The sequence below is a fragment of the Ruegeria sp. CJ9 genome, assembly GCF_056536625.1.
The window spans coordinates 145,761-168,586 of record NZ_JBQFPY010000008.1; the positions used below are offsets into that span (position 1 = coordinate 145,761).

The window sequence follows — 22,826 nt, forward strand, 5'->3', positions numbered from 1 at the left end:
CTAACTACCGGCGATATCCAAACTCGGTGGCAAAGATTGCGGGAGACATCCCATTGAACAGATCGCCCAGCTTTTCAAGCTCAGCTTGAGGGCCATGTAATTCGACCCCGGTGATCTCGACCAGCTGTTGCGTGAGCTCAAAGATGTGGTTGCCCAATTCCATATGGCGGATCACTGCATCGGCGTTGTCATAGTCTTCGCGGGATACAACTTTTCCACCGGCACCGAAACTGTAGGCTGACGCCAAATGGCCGGGTTCTAGCCTACGCAGTTCAATCATTTTGGAACAATTTTCTCTAAATGCCGCTGCATGTGATTCTAGGATCGTCATATAGCCAACGACAGTTACAATCTGCGGGACGGACACGGTAACTTCTCCTACAATTCGATTTTGAATACACCACAAGAATAAGTGTATTCCGCCTGCAGGTAAAATGGTGGTGGGTACCCTAGTTCGGACACCAAGGAACACAGATGTATTCGCCCATGAGTAAAATCGTACATGCATAACAAAAACATCCAGCACTGGTTACCACCTTACTCCCAATCTCTGGGTCTCGAACTAGTGTCCGTTTCAGTGGAGGAGGTGGTGGCGAAACTGCTCGTCCGAGAAGACATGGGCAACCGAAACGGGGTGATGCATGGTGGTGCGATCATGGGGGCGGCAGACTCCATAGGAGGAGTAGCTGCGGCAGTGAACCTTGACAAAGATGCCAGTACAACAACCCTGGAGAGCAAGACGAACTTCATCCGATCTGTGCGGATTGGCGACGAGATCACTTTGACCTGTATTCCCCTGCATCGCGGTCGAAAAACAATGATTTGGCAGACCACGATTACCCGACCCGATGGCCGTACTGCGGCGATCGTGACCCAAACGCAACTCACTCTGGATTGGAAAGGTTAAACCACCAGGTTCATAGCTGGCTGAGCTTGCAATCGGAAGCCATAACCAGGATTTGTCCGTGATCTGTGAGTTTGGTGCTTTCATAATTCGCACGTTCAGTGATAGTCAGCAAAGCGGGCTGCGCGCGCAGCAACTATGCACCTCACTGAGTGACCGGATTGGGCCGTCCGTAAGGCCTGTGTGATGTGGGGCAGGGGGCAATGCTGCACTGGCTCTGATGGCCGCCTTGAGCCCTAAGTACCACTTTCTGCATATTGCACGAATGGCGCTTGCTTCAAAATAGCAGACATCCACAAGTGTTTCTTGTTGAGGATAAGTTGCCCCTCGGGTTAGGTCATCGGTCGCCGCGCACTGGTGACCATGAAGCCTGGTCCGGCCGTCCAAGCTTCGGGGTTACGGATGATCGAAAGTGCTTCGGTCAGCATGCCTTCGGTCATAAAACCGCCACCGATCAATTTAGGCGCCAATGTTGCCAATGTTAGTGACCAGGTCTGCGCTTCAGCCGCTCCTGCGGTATTTCCGGAGAGATTTAAAATGGGCTGAATGTGCCGTGCATCAATTTCCGTAAAGCCGGTTTTGGCAAGAAAGCCCGGCAACGTTGCACCAAACTCTAAATTCCACCCTTGAGATGCGGTGAATTCGAGATACGCGGTCCAGAACGTAGCCCAAAAACGGCTCGGACCGGAAGCAACTCGCCTGAAGTCCATTTCAGTAACAACAAATGCGCCGCCGGGTTTGAGCGACTTCAGGATCGCTGACAAAACCTCTGTTCGGGTCGGTAAAAAGCACAACACCGCGCGACAGTGAACCAGGTCATACAATTCTGAACCAAGCTCATCGGCTCGCAGATCGATCTCCTCCAGGGCTATGTTGGGTAAGGTGTTTTCTTTCACGGACGACACGTCCAGATCGCTGGCGATGACTTTTGCGTGGGGCAATGTCTCGGCCAGCCAGATCGCGACGCTTCCGCGCCCGGCACCTATATCCAGGCAATGCGCATTCGCTGGAAGGTTCAGTCTTTCAATTGTTGCAAAGGTATCGGGGTCGTGCGCACGTGACATGCGATCAAGCCGCTCGGCCTCAGTCGGCAATGTGTGAGGTAATAGATCTTCGTACATCTGGTGCCTCCCATATCTATCCAGAAAATACACTGTATTCACGCATGTTAATACCCGGGCGCACGGTCTCCCTGCTTGTGGTAGGATTGGTTGACTTCATGTTTTTGTGGTGAATCACGTGTTCGAAAAAGCGCATTCGTCATGAACAGGCCTGTTGCCCTCGACTATCTGTTATTGGTCGGGATCAGTCTGATTTGGGGGTCCCAGTTTGTTCTGAACGAACTGGCCATTCAGAGTTTTTCGCCGTTGGTCGTGGCGACCGGGCGGGTGCTGATCGGATTTGTCACCCTGACGATCATCGCCGCTGTGATGTACGGACGTTCAGCGGGATCTTCGATAAAAGTCGGCAGACAGCCTTGGTCGCTTTACTGTGCAATCGCGGTAGCTGAAGCAATCTTGCCGTGCTTTCTGATCCCCTGGGGGCAGCAACACGTCGACAGCAGTATTGCTGCCATCCTCCTTGCCACAGTGCCAATCTTTACCCTGATACTGGCCCCGTTTTTCGTGAAAGACGAGCATTGGAGTTTGATCGCAGCGCTGAGTGTCGCTGTCGGCTTTGTAGGGATTCTGGTTCTGATCGTTCCAAGTATCAAAGGCAGCTGGCTGGCGGACATAATCGGTGAACTGGCGATCCTGGGCGGCGCACTGAGTTTCTCGGCAAGCCTGATCATGATGAAACATCTGTCAAACGTGCCACCTGTTCTTGCGATGCGAAACGTCTTTATGATCGCGTCCGCAGTACTGGTGGTTTTGACGTTGATCCTCAGTTCCGCGTGGAAGCCGGACCCGTCGTGGCAAAGCGTAACAGCGCTGGCAGGCCTAGGCGTCTTTTGTGGCGGCATAGCCTATGTTCTGTTCATCTATATGGTTGGTCGAACCGGCCCGACCTTTACTGCCCTTTCCGGTTATCTGATCACGCTGGTTGGCGTTTTCATCGGCATTGCGTTTCTTGGAGAGCGACTACAGGCGAATGACATCCTTGCGCTTATTCTGATCGTCGCGGCGCTGATCATTGGCAAGTTCAAGTCTTAGTATGCCGCCATTGTACGTTTGCCTTGTACCTACCTTGGAGCGATGAAGACGTCCTGCTTCGGGAGCTTTTCGACAACATCCAGTTTCTGATCAAAATGCGCGGCAAGCAGGTAGTTGGGATTACCTGCAATCCATTCTGAAAGGTCGATTGCCTGATACTCACCGGTGTTAAACGCGATCAGTATTCGGGCTTTTTCCTCACCAGCATTTTCAATCGAATGCCCATAACCCTGAGGAATATATCCCACATCCCCCTTGTTCAGAGATTCTGTGGCGAAGCGGCCGTTTGCACCAAATATGGTAATTCCGATGCTACCGCTCATTACGTATTGCCATTCATCCGCGTTCGGGTGCCAGTGGAACTCCCTCATCCCCTTAGGCTCAAGTTCCAAAACCACGCCCGTTACCGTGGTTGAGATGGGGAATTCCGATTGGCTGACCAGCCATTCTCGACCGCCTGCGAAAGAAGAATTCGGCTCTTGGTCGAGCAGCCTGTATTTATGCGTATTCCGAGGTGTTGCCAGATGCCCCTGATGAGGCAAAGCAGGTTCTTCCGGCGGCGGGTCGCCGTGAACGAAATAAACTTCGCTCTTGGGAAAAGAATCAAACGCTGCTGCGGGCAAGCCAAGGGATTTTGACAACAGGTCTTTCGGCGCGTGGCCAATCCAGTCCGTGATGCTGAATGTACCGAATTCAGAGAAATACCCATTGTCGAATATCAGAATGAAGTGGCAGGGCTGGTTGCCCAGACACTGTATCGAATGCCCGTAACCACGCGGGAAATACCATACGTCACCTGGTTCAAAATCGTTCGTTTCGGATTTTCCAGCCGGGTTGATGACTGTTGTCCGGCATCGCCCCTCCATGACAAATGCCCATTCCGCAGCAGTGGCGTGCCAGTGCAATTCACGGGCGACACCGGGTTCCAGTTTCATTGAGACACCGGCGATTCCCGTTGAAACCGGAAGTTGGCGCACGGTGGCTTCTTTTCCGAAACTGCCACCGTCTTCACGCCCTTTGGATTTTTCCAGTTCAAACTTGAAGTTTGGAAGCTCTTGCTTGGAAAGTTCTGGATCAGGAACATTGTTCCAAAAAGGGCCCGATGGAAACTCTGCGGCTGAAACTTGCATCGCAGCAGTTCCTCCGAGACCCGTTGCTGCGGCTGCTTTAAAGAATTCTCGCCTGGATGAACTAACCATATTGGCCTCCTAATTCTCGGGGAGAAGTCTCAAAAGTGTAACACAGGATATTTGGCTCTCTAAACTTGCCACAAATTGTTTGGCACGGTCGAATAGCGAGACACCCGTGCCATCTCATCTTCTATGTGTAACCACCTGTGTAGCTGTGCTTTAGATGACGCAAGGCACGGGAAGTGGACCTTTGCCGCGGCCGCACCAAAATCTCCCGTCACTTCAGAAAGCGGACGTTGAAGATTTAGATCGTTGCCGTTGTGTTTATGCCACCACTGAAGCGTAGTGCCGGCAATTTCCCGAACAACTCGACTTTCTAATCACTTAAGGTAACCTGTCATTGAGGTTTTAGTCCCCCGACACACAGCCGTTCAGTGTTCGGTGCCTTCTGTCTCAGGCAAAATGACCCTCCATTACAGAATCGATTGCCCGGTCGACTTCCAATCATTGAGAAACTGCTCAATGCCGGTGTCGGTTAGCGGATGCCTGACTAATTTGCGGATAACGGACGGGGGGACCGTGGCTATGTCTGATCCGGCCAAGGCCGCCTCTGTAATATGATTGGGGCTTCTGATGGATGCTGCAATGATTTCAGTTTCAAAACAATAGGTGTCGAAGATGCTTCGGATATCACGGATGAGATCGGCTCCGTCCAGATTGATGTCATCCAATCTGCCAATGAAAGGTGATACATAGGTCGCGCCCGCCTTTGCCGCCAAAAGAGCCTGATTGGGTGTGAAGCAAAGCGTGACGTTTGTTCTAATACCCTGCCTCTTGAAATGAGCACTGGCTCTCAGGCCATCCAAGGTCAGCGGCAGTTTGACAACCACGTTGTCTGCGATCGCCGAGAGGTACTCTCCCTCCGCAATCATTCCTGCGGCATCTAAAGCTGCGACTTCTGCCGATACGGGCGTATCTGTCAGAGTGCAAATTTCAGCAATGACCTCTTTGAAATCGCGGCCAGACTTGGCGACAAGGCTTGGATTCGTGGTAACACCGTCCAGTAGTCCAAAGTCTATCAGGTCTTTGATGTCGTTTACTTCTGCGGTGTCCACGAAGAACTTCATAAGCTTCCCTCATCGTGTATGGGATGATGTTAATTGCACTGAAAAACGCCAGGACGAGTTAGTATCAACGGATCGCTTCTGCGTCGGTTGAACCGGATCAAAACGCGTAACGCATTCCGAATTCGGTGTAATTATGGTTCAATGTCAGATCAGCCTTCCTGCTCTCTCTGATGACAAGTTCAGCATTGGGCAGATCATTCGTTGTGGCGCGTTGCAGCGCGGATTTTGGGTCAAAGCCATGCTTGATCCAGCGGCGTTGCAGCCTGCATTTAAGCTCCTCTAAAGTTGGGCTGACAAATACTGTTGCGGCATAGACATCTGCCAATGTTCTCCACGGGTCGCTATTCATCAGAAGGTAGTTTCCCTCAACGACGATAGTCGGAGTTTCTGGGTGAACAGCAATCGCGCCTGCAATGGCCAGATCCATTTGGCGGTCGAATTTGGGGTGAAAGGACTCATGTCGCGCCGACTGCAGTCCTCTGATTGCCTTGCAAAACCCAACTCCGTCGAAGGTTTCTGGTGTCCCTTTTTTATCCAACAAACTACGCGTCTCAAGTACCCGATTGTCCAGATGATAGCCGTCCATGGGTACCAGCGTGGCTAACGGAACCGCAGAACTCTGATGTGCATTCAGTGATTGCACAACGTTATCTGCCAGCGTCGACTTGCCGGATGCAGGGGGGCCGGCGATTGCGACAATCGTCCGAACCCCAACTTGCCTCCGGGACGAGATCAGGTCGCAAACGCGCATTATGTCCTGCCCGATCACGCGGCGTCCTCTTTCGGGGGCTCTTTGGCACCAGTCATGAAGGCCACGGCATCGGACATTGTGTAGTCCTTGGGATCGATTGTGCAGAGCCTTTTGCCCAGCCGGTGCACATGGATGCGATCGGCGACTTCGAAGACATGCGGCATGTTGTGGCTGATAAGTATGATCGGAATGCCACGCGCGCGCACATCCTGGATGAGTTCGAGAACTTTCCGACTCTCTTTCACCCCCAGTGCAGCCGTTGGTTCGTCCATGATGATGAACTTGGTCGCAAAGGCTGCGGCGCGCGCAACGGCAACACCTTGGCGCTGACCGCCCGACAGTGTCTCAACCGCTTGATTGATCGACTGAACGGTCATGAGGCCAAGCTCGGTCAGTTTTTCACGGGCGAACTTTTCCATGGCGGGTCGGTCAAGTTGACGCAGATATTGCCCCATGAAGCCCTGTTTGCGGATCTCACGACCCATGAACATATTGTCCGCGATTGACAGAGCGGGCGACATGGCAAGTTGTTGATAGACGATCTCGATCCCCATGTTCCGGGCGTCGATCGGAGAGGTAAAGTTAACCTTCTTGCCTTCGATGAGGATTTCGCCCTCATCCGGGATCGTGGCTCCGCAGATCGCTTTGACGATGGATGATTTTCCGGCGCCGTTGTCCCCAATGACCGCAAGGATTTCTCCCTGACGCAATTCAAAATCGGAATGGTCGATGGCGGTGACGTGGCCATAGCGCTTCACGATTCCGCGGCCTTGGACGATTGGTGTTGTGTCTGACATTAGCCCGAAACCTTTCTAATCCACTGGTCGACTGCGACCGCTGCGATGATGAGGAGACCGATGAGCAGGAAGGTCCACTGCGCATCTGCGCCCAAGAGCCTCAGCCCAAGAGTAAACACGCCAACGATCAGTGCTCCGAACAACGATCCCAGAATGGATCCTCGCCCGCCGAACAGTGAGATGCCACCGATCACAACCGCGGTGATACTTTCGATGTTGGCCAGTTGGCCAGAAGTTGGAGAGACTGAGCCGATGCGGCCGATCAGAGCCCAGCCGGCGAAGGCGCAGATCAGCCCGGAGAGCATATAAACGGACATCAAGGTCTTGTGGACGTTGACACCGGACAGTTCGGCCGCTTCTGGATCGTCGCCCACCGCATAGACATGACGGCCCCAAGCCGTGTGTTTGAGTGCATAGGCCAGCACAAAAATCAAGACGAGCATGAATATGACGCCAACTGTAAAAGTCGCCCCACCGATGCTAAATTTCGTGCCGAAAAACTGAAGGAAGGGGGCGTTTGCCTCTATGTCCTGACTACGAATTGTCTCGTTTGCGGAATACAGGAAGTTGGTTGCCAGAACGATCTGCCACATTCCAAGTGTGACAATAAAAGGGGGGAGTTTAACGCGGCTGACAAGCCAACCGTTGAGGGCTCCGATCATCGTTCCGACAGCCAGACCGCACATGACGGCTAATGGCACAGGAATGCCATATCGGAAGGTGAACTGACCCATGATAACTGAAGAAAAAACCATGATCGCACCGACGCTCAGATCGATGCCAGCGGTCAGAATAACAAGGCTCTGTGCTGCTGCCACGATGCCGACGATCTGAACCTGTTGAAGGATCAAGGTCATAGCGAAAGGCGAGAAAAATTTTGAACCCAATAGCAGCCCAAAAACCAACATCGCTCCGACTAAGACAATAAGTGGCACAAAGGACGGGTTGACATGGAGAAGGTGCTGCAACTTCCCCAGTGCGCCGCGCCGGTGATCCTCAAACTCCGCGACGGTTTCCGCCCTGCTTGCTGCGGTTTCAAATTCCGGGGTGCCTTGGTTTGTTTCAGACATATCTCACCCTTTCGTGGCTTGCATTGGGGTCACGAGATCAGTTTACAGGAAGTATCGGATTGCTGGTTAAAGCAATGGAGAGGCGCTCATATGAGCGCCTCTCCAAATGGGCTTGTACTTAGCCCCAGCAGAGTTCCAGGCCCTCTGCGACTGAAATCGATTCAACACCATCGGCGGGTTGATCAGTAATCAGCGCCACACCGGTATCATAGAAGTCTTTTCCAGGTGTGTTTTCAGGCTTCACGCCTTCGTCTGCCCATTTCTTTACGGCTTCAACACCAAGCGAAGCCATCAGCAAGGGGTATTGCTGGCTTGTGGCGCCGATTACACCGGCCTGAACGTTTTGTACGCCGGGACACCCGCCATCGACTGAAACGATCAGAACATCGTTTTCACGTCCAATGGATTTCAGGGCCTCGTAAGCGCCCGCCGCTGCCGGTTCATTGATCGTATGCACAACGTTGATCGTCGAGTCCTTGGCCAGAAGGTTTTCCATGGCGCGGCGCCCGCCTTCTTCGTTGCCGTCGGTCACGTCACTACCAACCAGCCGCGCGTCCGTTTCGTCGCCAATAACATTGGGATCAGCCAAGTCCACTCCGAATCCGTCAAGGAAGCCCTGATTGCGCAGAACGTCTACTGTTGGCTGGCTGACATTCAGATCAAGCGTCGCGATTTTTGCGTCCGCTGCAGCGTCACCCATTTTGGCCTTTGCCCATTGCCCGATCAACAGTCCGGCCTTGTAGTTATCCGTTGCGAAAGTTGCATCAGCTGAATCGATCGGGCTGAGCGGTGTGTCCAGCGCAATAACCAAAAGTCCTGCATCCCGCGCTTGTTGGACCGCTGGAACAATCGAGCTCGTGTCCGATGCCGTTAGTAGAATTCCCTTTGCACCGTCCAAGATGCAAGTTTCAATGGCCTGAACCTGAGTTTCGTGGTCGCCGTCAATTTTACCAGCAAAGGCTTTCAACGTCATGCCAAGCTCTTCAGCCTTGGCCGTCGCGCCTTCTTTCATCTTTACAAAGAAGGGATTGGTGTCAGTCTTCGTGATTAGGCAGACGGTTTCTCCGGCTGCCTGAGCAGAGGCCGCTGCCATCGTGAGCACAGTCGCAGATGCGGCAATCTTGAATAGATTTCTCATATTTGTCCTCCCAGAAATATTTGTTGCCCCGAGCGGCGTACCAACGAGGCCTACCTTCATCCTCTAATGAAGGTCTCATTCAAGAAACTGTGATTCTGGTCTCTCTGTCAATAAATAAATAAAGTTTATTTATTAATTTGATCGACCGTCTTTCCATAGTAAAACAAGGTGGTTATGTTTTGAGTTATGGAGAAAGACGCGCTGAGAATGCTGACAGGAGGCGTAAGTCAAAGCGGTGTTCGAGACCACAACGAACGTCTGATTTTGACAGTTTTACAACGGCATGGGCCTACGGCGGGTGCCGACGTTGCGCGGTTGACAGGTCTGTCTCCACAGACCGTTTCAATCATTTTGCGCAAGCTCGAAAAAGACCAGATTCTCAAACGCGGAGCCCCGTTGCGAGGAAGAGTTGGGAAGCCCTCGATCCCAATGGAGTTAAATCCGGAAGGCATCTTGTCAGTCGGGATGAAGATAGGGCGACGCAGTGCCGATCTGCTTTTGATCGACTTTACAGGCAAGCCGCGCCGCCAACTTTCCACAACCTATGATTATCCGTTGCCAGAGGCCGTTTTCGGGTTTTTGGATTCTGGCTTGGAAACGCTACTGGCTCACGAACCGCAAAGGCTTCGTGATCGCGTATGCGGGATTGGAATCGGCACACCGTTCGAACTTTGGAAATGGCACGACCTGTCTGGGCTTGCCGCCAAGAAGTTTAGTTCCTGGAAAAACGTTAACTTCTTCTCGGAGGTCGCCAAGTTCAGCGACTTGCCGGTTTTTGTAGTCAACGACGCGACCGCAGCGTGTCACGCGGAGCATCTATATGGTCGTGGGGCTGAGTATCGCGATTATTTTTATTTCTTCATTGGGTCAATGATCGGCGGCGGAGTCGCGTTGAACGGCACCGTGTTTGAGGGCAACCAAGGCAATGCTGGTGCCTTGGGCGCGATGCGCACGACGGGTCCATTGGGTGAAAGCCAGCAACTGATCGACACCGCCTCACTGTTTCTGCTTGAGGACAGGCTGATCGAAGGGGGCGTCGATCCCGCGATTCTCTGGAAGAAGCCGCAGGACTGGACCAGCATCACACGGTATGTCGAGCCGTGGATTGGAGCGACTGCGCAGGAGTTGGCCAAGGCCTCTCTTTCAATTTGTGCCGTCATCGACTTCGAGGCCATTTTCATCGACGGGGCGTTCCCGCCGGACGTAAGAGAAGAGTTGGTGGCAAGGGTTCGACGCTATCTGGTCAACCAGGACAAACGCGGTCTTATCCCTCCGGTCGTGGAAGCCGCAGCAGTCGGAGAAAACGCCCGTGGCATTGGGGCGGCAAGCAGCCCAATTTTTCGCCAGTTCCTACTAAACACCAATGCAGGCCTTTCTGGGATGTAGCAGCAGTTCGTCGTCAAAACTCCTAATCAGGAAAGAGTCGCGGATTTCGGAGGGGGCGGGGGACTCGCCTTTCTGGCCGGGGCCAGCCGTAGGTTTTCATTTCTGGGGTTGGTTTTGGCGGCAGCGATTGCCGTTGCGCCTTTTCCCATGATTTTTATCTTCCTTGGCTAACCGTCGTGTGCCCGAATGGGTGCGCTGCGTTTTTTTCTGCTGAGCCGATAGGCCTCTTGCAATACCTTCGGCGTTTGCACCGTCCGCTATCGGGAGGCTGCAATGCTGTAACGTCAAAATCGACGAATGTTCGGAACGGGCCGCAATTCAATCCAACTGTTTCTTGAATCTCAGACTTGCCGCCAACAATCCGAATACTGCAAACCCGATCATCCAGAGAATCCCCCATCGCAACTCATAAAGCGAAGCATCTCGCAGGACCACGCCGCGGATCATGTCCATAAAATGCGTGGCCGGCAGGACTTGTGCGATGGTTTGGACAGGTCGCGGCATGCCGTCGAAGGGGAACATGAACCCGGACATCAGGATCGAGGGCAGCAGGACAAAAATGGTCATCTGCATCGATTGGAGCTGGTTCTGTGCAAGTGTTGAAATTACTAACCCTAGCGACAGGCTGGCAATGATAAACAGCAGTGTCACCACAAGAAGAACGCCCAACCCACCATTGATCGGGACATCGAACAACACGTGCCCGATGCCAAGGATGATTGCGACCTGCAGCAGCCCCAGGAAGATATAGGGTATGATCTTGCCAATCATCAGCTCGATGGACTTGATCGGTGTGTTGATCAACATCTCCATATTTCCCCGCTCGCGTTCACGGACGATAGCGGCCGAGGTGAACAGGATCATTGTCATGGTCAGGATAACCCCAACCAAACCGGGTACGATGTTCACCGCCGACCGCTGTTCGGGGTTGAAATAGAGCGTGACTTCAAACGTAGGCACCTGTCGGTTGGGCGGTTGCTTGAGCAACTCGGTCAGTGGCATCGTGCGCAGGGACTTGATCGCGCTGGCGACCATCGTGTCCGAGCCGTCCACGATCCAATGGGCAACAGGCCGACTGCTGGTCTGGTTGGTTGCGTCGGGCAATCCCAATCCGACGGAAGGGCTTCGGGCAAGGCGGTGGCTCACATCCTGAGGAATAATTAAAGCGGCGCGTACGCGAGATTCGGTGATCGCGCGTTCGGCCTCTTGCGGGCTGGTCAACTCCTCGGTGATTGTTACGACCTGCGTGGCCTGAACAATCTGCGCCAGCGTGCGCGACAGTTCAGTTCGGGATTGATCCACCAGTGCGACGGGCACATGACGCAGATTTGTGTTTATCGCATAGCCGAACAGCAGCAGTTGGATCAGTGGTATCATGACAACCATGGCAAAGGTCATTCGATCTCGCCTCAGCTGCAGCAGCTCTTTCTTCAAAACGGCTGTGATACGACGCGGCGAGATCATTGTCCCGGCCCCCGCGTTGCGCTGACAAAGACGTCTTCAAGGTTTGGACGTTGAGACGTCAGGGACAGGTCCGCAAACGCATCAAGCCGGGCGCGTAGCATATCAACTGGCCGAGGTTCGGACTTGTCGACCAGCACGCGCAGCCGCGAGCCGACCTGAGCCGTTGAGAGTATTTTGGATTTGCCATCCAGCTCGTGTTTGACTTTTCTCAGGTCCGGCCCTTCCACCTCTACAACATCGGCGTCCAGATCATCCATCAATTGACGGGGGGACCCATCCGCCTTTTTTACGCCGTGCTGCAGTATCGCCAGCCTGTGACAACGCTCTGCCTCGTCCATGAAATGGGTCGACACAATCATCGTCGCACCCTGATCGACCAGATCGAACAGCTGCTCCCAGAACGTGCGGCGGGTTTCGGGATCAACGGCCGACGTTGGTTCGTCGAGAAACAGAAGTTTTGGCTGGTGCATGACGGTTGCTGCCAGCGCCAGTTTCTGCCGTTGTCCGCCGCTCATGCTGCCGCTTAGCTGATGCACGTTCGTTGTCAGGTCATAGGTGTGCAGCAACTCGTCAATCCGGTCCGCGGCTGATTTAGCCGGAATGCCGTAAATTTCAGCCGCGAACCGCAGATTCTCAAGAACGGTCAAATCGCGATAATACGAGAAGATCTGGGTCATATACCCAGTCTCGTTCTTCAACGGTTCCGCCGCTTCGGGCATGGACTGCCCCAGAACCGAGATCGTTCCGCTGCTAGGGGTCAGCAAGCCGGTCAACATGCGCATGGTAGTGGTCTTGCCACAGCCATTGGGGCCAAGAAACCCGTAGATCTGGCCCGTTCTGATCTCAAGGTCCAGATTGTTGACCGCTGTGTTTTCCCCAAACCGGCGGGTCAGGCCTTTCGTCGAGACAACGATGTCGCTCATGGTAAGGGAACCTGCACAGGCACTCCGGCGGGTAAGTCCGGCGATGCGGTTGGCAGGTCAATTTCGGCGAGATAGACAAGCCGCGTACGGTCATCCTTGTTCAGTCCGTAATATGGCGTGAACGACGCATCGTCGCTGATCCAGCGGATCACGCCGTCCAATGGATCGGAGAGTCCGTCAATGCGCACTCTCAGTTTATCGCCGGGCTTTAGTTTGACGCGATGCGGTTCGGGCACATAGACACGCGCATAGGGTGTTTGACCGGTGACCATAACGACAACCGGGCTGCCGGATGTTACCCGCTCGCCCAGATTCCAAGGCAGTGAATCCAGTACACCATCGCGGGTCGCAACAACTGTCAGGTCATCCAACACGGTCTGCTCGGCAGCAACCGTGGCTTCTGCTGCACGTACGTTGGCCTCGGCGACAGCAATATCTTCGGGACGGGTGCCGTTTTGCAGCTCTTTCAAAGATTCCTGAGCGCTGGCCAACTCGGCACGCGCAGAATCGCGTAAGGCCAGATCATTTGCCACCTGTGCTTCGGTGACGACCGAGTTTTCGACCAGTCTGGCGTTTCTTTCATAGATGGCTTCGGCGTCAACCAGTCGCGCAACAGCACCTGCGACCTTGGCTTCGGCAATTGCAATCTCTTCTTCCCGCGGTCCGACCTGCAGCTTCAACAGCGTGGCCTGCGCCTTTTGAAGCTCGGCCTGTGCCAGGCTGAGCTTGGCAGTCTGTAATGTTGGATCGAGTTGAACCAGAATATCTCCTGCTTTGACGACAGTTCCTTCGGCGATCGGTAAATCGACAACGATTTCACTGGCCGTCGCAGTCAAAGCCACCCGGTCGCGGGCCAGTACGCCCAGGGCCACGCTCGTGTCGGAACCAGAGCACCGATCCAGAACGGCGGGCAAAACGGCGACCAATATCAAGGGTATGGGAATCGTCAAATTCAGCAAGGCTACCTTCCGGTTTCTGGCCGCTATTCAGGTGGGCCGGTTATTGAATCATACAATCAGGAAATTCGATTTGTATATATCGTCCTGCAGCAGCGTCACTCAAGCAGGCACCCTAGCCAATCTTCGAGGTTTTGGATGTTCTGGCGGCAGCATTCGACTTCATTCGGGCCAATGACACCGCTGGGCGTGGCGTGAGCAACGTATTTTAAGCTCACTTTGTCCCGCGTACTGTGTGTTTATACGCATCGATATTTCGCGCACGCAGCGAACGGTGGGCTTTATGGCTGCGACTGCAGCACCACGGCATTAGGTTGAATGTCGACTCTGGGCCGCGAACGCCTATCTGTTGCTATCTATTGAAGACTGGCGCGGTTGTTTCGGAAGGAGGCGCGCACGGCTTTGAGATATTCGCGGCGCAGCAAGGTTGTAACAGTGCCCGTCTCACCGTCACCTATTTGTCGGCCATCGACTTCGGGCACCGGCTGAACATAGCTGGAAGCGCCAGTGGCAAAAGCTTCATCCGCCCTGAAGACGTCGTCTAGCGTATAGGTGGCATCGACCACTTTCAGCCCCAGGTCGTCGGCAACGCGTAGCATGGTCTGGCGGGTGATCCCTGGCAGAATATCACGGCTGAGGGGGCGGGCGTAGATGCAGCCATTTCTTACGATGAAAAACGACATTGCCCCGCATTCTGTCACTGTGCCATCGGGCGCAATCATCAGCGCCTCATCCGCACCGGCCTTGCGGGCAATTTCTTTCGCCAGAACCTGACCTAACAAGTTGCTGGTCTTGATATCTCGCCGTGCCCAGCGAATATCCGGTGCGCTGGCCAGTCGCAGAGGTTGCGGCGGATCGGCGGCCAGCCCCCCGTGCAGCGGCTGGGTGAAGGCAAAAACGTTGGGTGACAGGCCGCCGGGGTAAAGATAATCGCGATCATGCGCGCCACGGGTGACGTGCAGATAGAGAAACGCTTCCTCCACCCCGTTGCGCGCAATCAGCCCCATCAGCCCGTCATATAACGCACCCTCGCTCATCGGTGGCCGCATTTCCAACTCGGCCAACGACCGGTTCAGACGCTGCATATGGTAATGGAAATCGATGATCTGCCCGTCCAGAATGCCAAAGCCTTCATATACAGCGTCAGCAAACAGCAGGCCCCGATCAAAGATTGGCAATTGCGCTTTTTCCTCGGGCATATATGTCCCGTTCAGCCAGACTGTTCTGCTCATGTTTTTCCCCGCTATTGTTTGTTGTTGTTCAGGAAGCGACCTGCGCGCGTGTGGGTCTGGTGCCCCTGAGAAAGGGTGACCTGCCCGTTTACAAAAACGTAATGAATGCCTTTGGCGGGCTGCTCTGGAGCGTCGAAATCAGCCACATCCGAGATTGTCTCTGCATCAAACAGTACAAGGTCTGCCTTTTTCCCGACTGCAACTTCTCCGCGATCGGTCAGGCCGAACTTTGCTGCGGTCAGGCCGGTCATCTTGTGCACAGCCTGTGCCAGCGAGAACAATTTCAGATCCCGAGTGTAATGCCCTAAGACCCGTGGAAAAGTGCCCCAGAGCCGAGGATGCGGTTTTTCGGTGCCAGGCAGCCCGTCCGATCCGATCATCGACGCCGGGTGTTGTAGGATCCGCTGTACATCCTCTTCGTCCATGTCGAAATAGATAGCGCCAGCGGGTTTCAACTTTGTACAGGCTTCTTCCCGCGACACGCCCCATTCTGCAGCAATGTCATCAAGCATCCGTCCTCCAACCTCCGGGTGCGGGGCGGACCAGATGACAATCACATCTTTAGCGGCATCAATGAAACGCTCCATCAGAGCAGAAGACGAGGCGGTATAGGGGTAGACATCCATGGCGACCTCTGCTTTCGCGCGGGCTGCGTCAATCATGGCGAGCGTCGTTTTGCTTTTACCGAAGTTGCGAAAACCTGCGCATTTGTGGTGCGACAGGATCAGAGGAACATCGGCGCGTTGTCCAGTGGACAGGGCTTCTTTGATGGCTTCGATCACGCCGTCACCTTCATCCCGAACATGGGTTGTGTAAACGGTGTTCGGGTGGTGACGTAGCACCCGTGCCAACATCACAACTTCTTCCCCAGGAGCCGCCATCGCGGCGGGATAGTCCAATCCACTGGAAAGCCCGGCCGCGCCCTCGGACAGCGCCTTATCAAGCAATTCTGCCATTCGGTTGATTTCTGCACTGGTCGCGGCATGCTCCAAATCCGACCCCATTACGGTGGCACGTAGTGATGAATGCCCGGCCAGCAGTCGCACATTGACGGCGGGCGCTTCATCCTTGATCGCGCGTCGATACTCGGTGACGGTTTCAAAGCTGATTGACTGCACGTCCGGAGTGACATTGAACGGGTCTGGCAGATCTTCCTGCACCCTGAATGGAGCGGCGCTGATCCCGCAATTCCCAGTCACAACCGTGGTCACCCCCTGTGTCACCTTAAACGACATATCCGGGGTGCGTAGAAGCGCCCAGTCGTCATGAGTATGTGCGTCAATGAAACCTGGGGCGAGGCACAGGCCGGTCGAGTCAATTTCCGCCTGCGCACGAATACCGTCCAGTGGCCCGACACCGACAATTTCGTCTCCTGATACTGCCACATCTGCATTGCGGATGGAGCCACCGGTACCGTCAATTACCGAGGCATTGCGGATCAGAAGGTCACATTCTTCCAACGTAGTTTTTCGAGTACTTCCTGGCATGGCGACCCGTCCCAGTTTTCCCCAGACTATTGCCAATCGCGCCGCAAAGGTGGTTTCAAATGAACAATTTCTGGTCGCAAATGAGCAAATACCTCTGACAATACACCATCCAACCTCGACAATTTTTGAGAGGTTGTAAGTATTTCTGGTTCTGATCCAAGGATTTACTATAGCCAATCCGACGTTGCACTGGGTGTGGTTGCGAAGAATACGATCGACAAGCTGTGGTAAGATTCCTCTATGTTTTGGCGCATGACTAAAGCGGTACTTATCCTTCCGGGTACAGCACTGATCTACATCCCGATTTTGGTCCAATGTTTCAGCGACCAATGGCCATTTGGTGCAAGTGTGGGAACGCGTCTGCATTGGGCCGTGGCAGCGATGTTGGCTGGCCCCGCGCTTGCCTTGGCCGCGAACACGATGAAACTGTTTGTTCTTGAGGGATACGGAACTCCTGCACCGTGGGATCCACCTCAAAGATTTGTGGTCAGTGGACCTTACCGCTACGTGCGCAACCCCATGCTTTCATAGGTTATTCTAATGATACTGGCGGAAGCACTAGCAATGAGCAGCCTATTCCTGTTGGGTTGGGCGATAGTGTTCTTTCTCCTCAACACACTTTACTTCAAATTCGTAGAGGAGCCGGGGCTGGAACGACGCTTTGGCGAGGACTACCTGCGGTACAAGGCGAAGGTGCCGCGATGGGTTCCCATGTTTCGGCCGTATGAGCCCTCAGGCGCGAACGACAATTGAATAGCAGGTTTTCCCGCGACGTGTGAGTTTGCTTATGACTTGATTTCGCTGTTTCCGCGAATGACTGCAACGATGAGCCGCACCGCGGCATCACGACACCTGAGCGCGTGCCCGCTTTGGGCCGATGTAGTCATCCTAGTCAGATAGGCCGCCATTGATGGGAGTGTGTCCGTCGAAAGACAGATGACGAGTCTTTTCTGGATTACGCACGACGTAGATCGCTGTGATCATCCCACTTTCTATCTCCAACGACGTGGTTTGCAAAATGTCCCCCGTTTCGTGGCTGAGGATCGAAGGCAGATTGTTCAGGTGGCAGAATTGCCATTGCTGGGCAGGTTGATCAGTGTATTTACGCGCCAGTCCAGACAATAACCGCATCACTTTGTCTCGGCCCAAAATCGGGTTGAGTGTCGCCAATACTTTGCCGCCGCCATCCGAAACAAATCTTACGTCTTGCGCAAGTAATTTGGCGAGAACGTCAGTGTCGCCGCTTTTGGCGGCCATGAAAAATGCCTTCGCGATGGCTTCGCCTTGTTGGGGCTCAACCTGCGTTCGAGGTTTGTTGCGCTGCACATGTTTCCGAGCTCGGCTAACAAGCTGGCGGCAGGATTCAGGTGTGCGTTCCAATGCCTGTGCCAATTCGTCATATGATTGCTCGAATACATCGTGGAGCAGAAAGGCTGCCCGCTCGAGAGGTGTCAGCCGCTCCAGCGCCAGAAGGAGTGCCACCGAGACGTCACGATCCAGTCGCTCGGTGGCATCATCTGTGATCAGTGGTTCCGGCAACCATTCACCGGGATATGTTTCGCGTCGAGTATGCGCGGCCCGCATGTGATCCAAACATAACCGCGTGACCGCTCGGATCAGAAACCCAGTCGCGTCCCGCACGCTAGCATGATCAACCTTCTGCCAACGCAAAAATGCATCCTGTACTACATCCTCTGCGTCACTAACAGTGCCCAGCATTCGATAGGCGACCGCGAACAAGCGCGGTCGCAGATCGACAAATGTTTGGTCGTTATCGAGTGAAGTTATATGACTCATTCGGCCGTGGCCTCCTTGGCGGCAGGATGTGGCGTTGCAAACCCAATAGCAATGCGGTTCCAGGCGTTGATCGTTGTCACTACCAGCGTCAGGGCGATTTTTTCCTGATCTGAAAACTGAGCGGCCATCTCATCATAGGTGTGATCCGGTGCACCATTCTGCTCGATGCGGGTCAGCGTTTCGGCCCAGGCAAGAGCGGCGCGTTCACGCTTGGAATAAAGAGACGACTCTCGCCACGCATTCAGCAAGTGAAGCCTGTCTTCACTCTCGTCCTGCGCACGCGCGTCATTGGTGTGCATATGAATGCAGAAAGCGCAGCCATTGATCTGCGACACGCGCAACTTTACTAATTCGATGAGACTGTGCTCAAGGCCCGCTGTTTTGAGGCATTCCTCCATGTCGAGCATTGGCTGCATCAGTTGCGGGGCAACGGCGAAATGGTTGAGACGGGATTGCATGAGGTGCTCCTGTATTTGGGTGTATAGAAACAGGACGCGGCAGGCGTGGAGTTTGTGACATGGGTGCGCAACAAATCAGTTTGTATTGCGTGGCAAGGACAGCTGAATCTCAATCGAGTTGCGCAATTTTCACCAGCATTTCGCGAAAGTTTTCTCGAGAGGTTACGCAGGCCGACGAGATCAACCAACAAAGCCGGCAAGTGCAGAGGGAACCGCATGGAAGAGGTAGCAAGTATCGAGACAACTTCAAACTGCTAGGCCAACTAGGCAAATTCCGACCGTTCGGAGACACAAAGTCAGCTTGATATCGGCAGTTGGAGGTCCTGTGGCTGACTGGTAAGTGCCGTCAGCAAGACAGCGCTCTGTTCATCAGACGGGAAGAACAATTCAATTTTTAGATCGTCGAGTGTTTCGTCGGCTACAGTGCTGAACTGCGCTATCGTTCCGAACATCGAAAGGCGATGTCCGGCAAATCGATAGACCGTGGGAATGGATGGTCCCACTATTGCGTCACTTGGTGCATGCGCGTGCGCCGCCAGTTCTCTTATCGCAACCTCCAAATCAGGTATGCCACCTGCCGCTGCACTTTCCGCGCGAAGGCGAAGCATGGTGTAATGCGCCACTTCAGGCCAGTTTTCAACAACCTGTGCCATCGTAGGGCCAGTCAGCAATTCAAGGAGGCTATTGCCTGCAGCCAATCCGAGAGGTGCAAACAGCACCGCAGCAGGACCGTTTAATTCTACAACCCGCCAAAGACGATCAAGCACCAGACCCGGGTAGGGGGCATGTCTTTCCAACGTCCATGTGACAGCGTTCCGAATGGGTTCCATCGCCGCATTGTCAAGCGGCGTCGCCGCATATCTCGGCGCGAAACCAACCGCCTTCATCATATGATTCCTGGCGTCAACAGGTACTTCCATAACCTCTGAAAGATGAACGATCATCTCAGGGCTAGGTCGGGAACGTCCGGTCTCCAGAAACGATATGTGTCGCGCACTGACGTCGGCTTCAACAGCTAGATCGAGCTGGCTCATCCGACGGCGCTTGCGCCATTCCTTCAATAGAACTGAGTAAGAAGTCATAAGGTAATCTTACACAATCAATTGTCAGAGATCACTTACCTCTGAGGTAATTGCTTTGAATACTCCTGACCGCGCATGACAGATCAAGTGAATTAGGAGGAAAACATGACATCACAACAATCTGCCATGCGTCGTTCAGGATGGATCCTGATTGGAGCGGGAGCGCTTTTTGCTTTGGCAGGGTTATCGATACTGCATCCCGTCGCCCACCTTTTCCTTAAGGTTGCCTATTGGCCGATGCAGGAGGTTGCGCCCGACATGGCGATACCGTCGCCATTGCTATTGGCCATCACCGGTGGGCTGACCGTCGGGCTCGGCGGAATGTCATGGGCATTAGGTACATATGTTGCGCCAATTTCCCCGGATGCGGCTCAAAGAGTAACCTGGGTTGCAACATGGTCCTGGTTTTGCACCGATAGCACTTTCTCAATCCTGGTTGGTGCGCCGTTCAATGCGGTGCTTAACCTGACATTCCTGGTCCTGCTTCTGGCTTCTTGTCGAAATCGTCGTTGATTGAACGGAATACGGTATGGTGGTTTGTAGCGGCTTTGAGGGAGTCAAAGCCGCTTATCTGTACCACCATCAATCCCTCTAGAGTCCTGAAATATCCACGTAGACTACGTAATCAGCCACTTTTCCCTCTTGCAGGCCAAGTCGTGTGGCGAAGGGGACTTCATGCTCGCTGCTGTCCTTGCGTGTATAGTGGACCGTGCCGTCGCAAAATACAGTGCTACTACTGGACCAGATGCCGGTTATCGTATGACGCATGGCGGCGATGGTCTGAAAGAAACATTCGTTGGCATGCTCAACAGGCCCGCGCCCGTTGATCGGGTCGAAATTCCCGAGGCGAAATGTAACGTCCTCTGTCAAATAGCTAACGACGTCGCTGGCGTTCATTGCGTCGACGGCCGCATAGAGTCCGGCAACCAGTGGTGCATGGGGCGAATTGTGTTTATTGGCAATCTGCATCTTTGTTCTCCTTGGCGGGTGATTGAAAACTTGTGATGTTCAGCGGCGCTTCGGCCTGCGATTTGTACGGAAGGCGCAGGATGTGGGCGAGGCGGATGTGCCCATTGGTTATGGCCAACCCAAGAAACAGCACCGCGAGCGCCGCGACCAATGTGAGGTGTATTGGTTCGTCAAAGGCCAGAGCCCCGAAGCCAATGCCGAAAAGAGTGGCGAAATATCCGACCTGAGCAAATCCGACGCCATCGGTGCGCCGCTGGACTTCGAAAGTCAGCACATAACTGAGTGCGGTGATCAGTCCGATCCCGGTTAACGCGGCAACCGGTCCAGGACCTGGCATCGAACCGGCCGCGATCTGACCACTTACAATGATCGGAAGACCGATCAGCAACAGTTGAAGCCCCAGTGTTCCGGCCGCCAGCGCTATGGGATCAGCACCCTGCGGGTAGGCCCGACTGCGAAAGACATTGCCCATTGCCAGCAGGAGAGGACCCGCCAGCGCAGCGGTGATCCAGCGCGGCGCAACGCCCGACAGGTCAAAGCCGCTATGGGTGGCAAAGCTGATGCCGACCAACCCGATCAGGATTCCGATCAGCCGGTATGACGGTAACATTCTCTTTTCGACCAGGGCCGTGATAGTGAAAGTGAAAAGCGGCGACAGTGTAACCAGCGCAGAGTAGAAGCCGGTCGAGACGTAGCCTAGTACTGTAAAGCCGATCAATGAAGGACCGCTGATGCCCAAAATCCCCGCCCCCAAGTAGTAGAACAGATACTTGCGATGTAGTGGCGGGCGGTTACCGGTGATCGCAACGATGGTGAATAGTACAACGCTCGCGACCAGAAGCTGCCAGAACAAAGCTTGCTGTGGCGCGCTACCTGCTATGGCTACATATTTGGACAATGTAAAACTGACCCCAACCAGCGCACCGATCGCGATGATCAGGGCAGTCGGCGGAAGGCCTGTGGCAAAGCGGGGCATCACGCGGCACCCTTTGTCAGATCTGCAATGAAATTCGTCGACTCCGGTCCGATCGGGATGATGCCACTCGGGTTAATGTGGCGGTGGCTAAGAAAATAGTGGGCGCGGATATGCTGCAAATCGATGGTTTCAGCGACGCCCGATAAACTTGATACGTCCGTCAGATAACGCGAAAGGGCCGGATAATCCGAGATCCGTTTCCAGTCGATCTTGAAATGAGTCACATAGACAGGATCGAACCGCAGGAGCGTCGGAAAGAGCTTCAGGTCAACCTCAGTCGGCACCGCTCCAGCCAGGTATCGCCGCATCATCAGCACTGCTTCTACGGTATCCAGCCCTGCATAAAGCTGATGGATCGCCTCGTCATATGCTTCCTGCGTGGTGGCAAAACCGACGCGATAGACACCGTTGCGAATGGGGGCCTGGATCATTTCAGCCAGCCGATCGATCTCAGCGGCGAATTCGGTTGGATAGAGGTCCAGAATGGCCGCGTCGACGAAGGCAGTGTCGATCATCCGCATGATGTCGGCGGATTCGGTGCTGATGATCTGACCGCTTTGCTTGTCTAATAGCACCGGGACCGTAATCGCGCCGGTATAAGAGGGCACAGCGCGTTGGTAAACTTGATAGAGGTAATGATCACGTGGCACACCGGCGGACTCGTCAAAGTCGGATTGGTCGATGACCCAACCGTCCTCAGACATCACCGAGTCCATCCAGGTTATGCTAATTACCTCGCGCAGCCCCTTGAGTGCCAATACCAGGTCGACACCATGACACCATGGGCAGGCTTTGGACAAATAGAGGTGATAGCGGCCAGACGCGGTCGGAAAGTCTGCCTCAGCGTCCGAACTGATCCAGCCACGAAAGGAACTGGGCAACCGGTGAAAGCGCCCGTCGGATTGCGCTGGCTTGTCGCGCAGAATTCCGTTGATGAGCATTTTGGGCATGGCCGTCTCCATCCAACATGTGTTGAGGACGACCTAATGTGTTTCCAATGGCATGATAATTGGCTATCAGGTTTAC

Annotated in this window: 24 protein-coding genes; 5 read left to right on the forward strand and 19 right to left on the reverse strand. The window is 54.1% G+C overall.

The features are described from left to right. Positions 1 to 4: 4 nt before the first annotated feature. The gene (locus ACR0AJ_RS16590) at positions 5 to 508 is read right to left on the reverse strand and encodes an antibiotic biosynthesis monooxygenase (RefSeq protein ID WP_480741411.1); all 504 of its coding nucleotides are present in this window, start codon (positions 506 to 508) and stop codon (positions 5 to 7) included. Here ACR0AJ_RS16590 and ACR0AJ_RS16595 point away from each other — a divergent pair. Further along, positions 503 to 907, forward strand: coding sequence for a PaaI family thioesterase (locus tag ACR0AJ_RS16595; RefSeq protein WP_170550969.1), 405 nt, complete (start codon positions 503 to 505; stop codon positions 905 to 907). The genes ACR0AJ_RS16590 and ACR0AJ_RS16595 overlap by 6 nt on opposite strands. 329 nt (positions 908 to 1,236) lie before the next feature. On the opposite strand, the gene ACR0AJ_RS16600 is transcribed toward ACR0AJ_RS16595, so the two are convergent. Further along, positions 1,237 to 2,025 carry a class I SAM-dependent methyltransferase gene (locus tag ACR0AJ_RS16600; RefSeq protein ID WP_480741390.1) on the reverse strand — a complete coding sequence of 263 codons (789 nt, stop codon included), beginning with the start codon at positions 2,023 to 2,025 and terminating at the stop codon, positions 1,237 to 1,239. A gap of 141 nt (positions 2,026 to 2,166) precedes the next feature. Here ACR0AJ_RS16600 and ACR0AJ_RS16605 point away from each other — a divergent pair, with 141 nt between their 5' ends. Further along, the gene (locus ACR0AJ_RS16605; protein ID WP_170351253.1) at positions 2,167 to 3,057 is read left to right on the forward strand and encodes a DMT family transporter; all 891 of its coding nucleotides are present in this window, start codon (positions 2,167 to 2,169) and stop codon (positions 3,055 to 3,057) included. 29 nt (positions 3,058 to 3,086) lie between these two features. On the opposite strand, the gene ACR0AJ_RS16610 is transcribed toward ACR0AJ_RS16605, so the two are convergent. The 6 genes from ACR0AJ_RS16610 to ACR0AJ_RS16635 all read right to left on the reverse strand — a co-directional run bounded on the left by ACR0AJ_RS16610 (position 3,087) and on the right by ACR0AJ_RS16635 (position 9,025). Beyond that, complete coding sequence (locus ACR0AJ_RS16610) at positions 3,087 to 4,256, reverse strand: cupin domain-containing protein (RefSeq protein WP_480664053.1); 1,170 nt, start codon at positions 4,254 to 4,256, stop codon at positions 3,087 to 3,089. 404 nt (positions 4,257 to 4,660) lie between these two features. Then, on the reverse strand, positions 4,661 to 5,314 hold the full coding sequence (fsa, locus tag ACR0AJ_RS16615) for a fructose-6-phosphate aldolase (RefSeq protein ID WP_170351255.1): 654 nt from the start codon (positions 5,312 to 5,314) through the stop codon (positions 4,661 to 4,663). Between the two features lie 97 nt (positions 5,315 to 5,411). After that, the gene (locus ACR0AJ_RS16620; RefSeq protein WP_170351256.1) at positions 5,412 to 6,083 is read right to left on the reverse strand and encodes a nucleoside/nucleotide kinase family protein; all 672 of its coding nucleotides are present in this window, start codon (positions 6,081 to 6,083) and stop codon (positions 5,412 to 5,414) included. Then, positions 6,080 to 6,862 carry an ATP-binding cassette domain-containing protein gene (locus ACR0AJ_RS16625; RefSeq protein WP_170351257.1) on the reverse strand — a complete coding sequence of 261 codons (783 nt, stop codon included), beginning with the start codon at positions 6,860 to 6,862 and terminating at the stop codon, positions 6,080 to 6,082. The genes ACR0AJ_RS16620 and ACR0AJ_RS16625 overlap by 4 nt, the downstream gene beginning before the upstream one ends. Further along, complete coding sequence (locus ACR0AJ_RS16630) at positions 6,862 to 7,932, reverse strand: ABC transporter permease (protein ID WP_480664055.1); 1,071 nt, start codon at positions 7,930 to 7,932, stop codon at positions 6,862 to 6,864. The genes ACR0AJ_RS16625 and ACR0AJ_RS16630 overlap by 1 nt, the downstream gene beginning before the upstream one ends. Before the next feature lie 118 nt (positions 7,933 to 8,050). Beyond that, positions 8,051 to 9,025 (reverse strand): sugar ABC transporter substrate-binding protein, encoded by a 975-nt coding sequence (locus ACR0AJ_RS16635; protein ID WP_254428641.1) that lies wholly within the window; start codon positions 9,023 to 9,025, stop codon positions 8,051 to 8,053. A gap of 231 nt (positions 9,026 to 9,256) precedes the next feature. Here ACR0AJ_RS16635 and ACR0AJ_RS16640 point away from each other — a divergent pair, with 231 nt between their 5' ends. After that, positions 9,257 to 10,456 (forward strand): ROK family transcriptional regulator, encoded by a 1,200-nt coding sequence (locus ACR0AJ_RS16640; protein ID WP_480664057.1) that lies wholly within the window; start codon positions 9,257 to 9,259, stop codon positions 10,454 to 10,456. 318 nt (positions 10,457 to 10,774) lie between these two features. On the opposite strand, the gene ACR0AJ_RS16645 is transcribed toward ACR0AJ_RS16640, so the two are convergent. From ACR0AJ_RS16645 to ACR0AJ_RS16665, 5 genes are all read right to left on the reverse strand, one after another. Further along, on the reverse strand, positions 10,775 to 11,920 hold the full coding sequence (locus ACR0AJ_RS16645) for an ABC transporter permease (RefSeq protein ID WP_480741392.1): 1,146 nt from the start codon (positions 11,918 to 11,920) through the stop codon (positions 10,775 to 10,777). Beyond that, a complete protein-coding gene (locus ACR0AJ_RS16650) occupies positions 11,917 to 12,843 on the reverse strand; it encodes an ABC transporter ATP-binding protein (protein ID WP_480741394.1) in 927 nt (308 codons plus the stop codon). Before ACR0AJ_RS16650 ends, ACR0AJ_RS16645 begins: the two co-directional genes overlap by 4 nt. Continuing rightward, positions 12,840 to 13,802 (reverse strand): HlyD family secretion protein, encoded by a 963-nt coding sequence (locus tag ACR0AJ_RS16655; RefSeq protein ID WP_480648305.1) that lies wholly within the window; start codon positions 13,800 to 13,802, stop codon positions 12,840 to 12,842. The genes ACR0AJ_RS16650 and ACR0AJ_RS16655 overlap by 4 nt, the downstream gene beginning before the upstream one ends. A gap of 353 nt (positions 13,803 to 14,155) precedes the next feature. Then, the gene (locus ACR0AJ_RS16660) at positions 14,156 to 15,031 is read right to left on the reverse strand and encodes an aminotransferase class IV (protein WP_480648303.1); all 876 of its coding nucleotides are present in this window, start codon (positions 15,029 to 15,031) and stop codon (positions 14,156 to 14,158) included. A gap of 11 nt (positions 15,032 to 15,042) precedes the next feature. After that, positions 15,043 to 16,518: an N-acyl-D-amino-acid deacylase family protein gene (locus tag ACR0AJ_RS16665; RefSeq protein ID WP_170351264.1), complete on the reverse strand. Its 1,476-nt coding sequence runs from the start codon at positions 16,516 to 16,518 to the stop codon at positions 15,043 to 15,045. A 564-nt stretch (positions 16,519 to 17,082) separates the two neighbouring features. Between ACR0AJ_RS16665 and ACR0AJ_RS16670 the strand changes: the two genes are divergently transcribed. Then, positions 17,083 to 17,271, forward strand: a complete 189-nt coding sequence (locus ACR0AJ_RS16670) for a methyltransferase family protein (RefSeq protein ID WP_170351265.1) — start codon at positions 17,083 to 17,085, stop codon at positions 17,269 to 17,271. Between the two features lie 135 nt (positions 17,272 to 17,406). Here ACR0AJ_RS16670 and ACR0AJ_RS16675 read toward each other — a convergent pair whose 3' ends face one another. The 3 genes from ACR0AJ_RS16675 to ACR0AJ_RS16685 all read right to left on the reverse strand — a co-directional run bounded on the left by ACR0AJ_RS16675 (position 17,407) and on the right by ACR0AJ_RS16685 (position 19,855). Beyond that, positions 17,407 to 18,315 carry a sigma-70 family RNA polymerase sigma factor gene (locus ACR0AJ_RS16675; protein ID WP_170351266.1) on the reverse strand — a complete coding sequence of 303 codons (909 nt, stop codon included), beginning with the start codon at positions 18,313 to 18,315 and terminating at the stop codon, positions 17,407 to 17,409. Beyond that, on the reverse strand, positions 18,312 to 18,773 hold the full coding sequence (locus ACR0AJ_RS16680; protein WP_480741395.1) for a carboxymuconolactone decarboxylase family protein: 462 nt from the start codon (positions 18,771 to 18,773) through the stop codon (positions 18,312 to 18,314). Before ACR0AJ_RS16680 ends, ACR0AJ_RS16675 begins: the two co-directional genes overlap by 4 nt. 296 nt (positions 18,774 to 19,069) lie before the next feature. Next, positions 19,070 to 19,855, reverse strand: coding sequence for a helix-turn-helix domain-containing protein (locus tag ACR0AJ_RS16685; RefSeq protein WP_480648301.1), 786 nt, complete (start codon positions 19,853 to 19,855; stop codon positions 19,070 to 19,072). Between the two features lie 105 nt (positions 19,856 to 19,960). On the opposite strand from ACR0AJ_RS16685, the gene ACR0AJ_RS16690 reads away from it, so the two are divergent. Continuing rightward, complete coding sequence (locus ACR0AJ_RS16690) at positions 19,961 to 20,368, forward strand: hypothetical protein (protein ID WP_170362711.1); 408 nt, start codon at positions 19,961 to 19,963, stop codon at positions 20,366 to 20,368. Between the two features lie 78 nt (positions 20,369 to 20,446). On the opposite strand, the gene ACR0AJ_RS16695 is transcribed toward ACR0AJ_RS16690, so the two are convergent. From ACR0AJ_RS16695 to ACR0AJ_RS16705, 3 genes are read right to left on the reverse strand one after another with little or no spacing between them, the layout of a single operon-like run. After that, the gene (locus tag ACR0AJ_RS16695) at positions 20,447 to 20,824 is read right to left on the reverse strand and encodes a nuclear transport factor 2 family protein (RefSeq protein ID WP_480648299.1); all 378 of its coding nucleotides are present in this window, start codon (positions 20,822 to 20,824) and stop codon (positions 20,447 to 20,449) included. Then, positions 20,808 to 21,800, reverse strand: a complete 993-nt coding sequence (locus tag ACR0AJ_RS16700; RefSeq protein WP_480741396.1) for a DMT family transporter — start codon at positions 21,798 to 21,800, stop codon at positions 20,808 to 20,810. Before ACR0AJ_RS16700 ends, ACR0AJ_RS16695 begins: the two co-directional genes overlap by 17 nt. Next, positions 21,800 to 22,750: a glutathione S-transferase family protein gene (locus ACR0AJ_RS16705; protein WP_170351272.1), complete on the reverse strand. Its 951-nt coding sequence runs from the start codon at positions 22,748 to 22,750 to the stop codon at positions 21,800 to 21,802. Before ACR0AJ_RS16705 ends, ACR0AJ_RS16700 begins: the two co-directional genes overlap by 1 nt. Positions 22,751 to 22,826 lie beyond the last annotated feature (76 nt).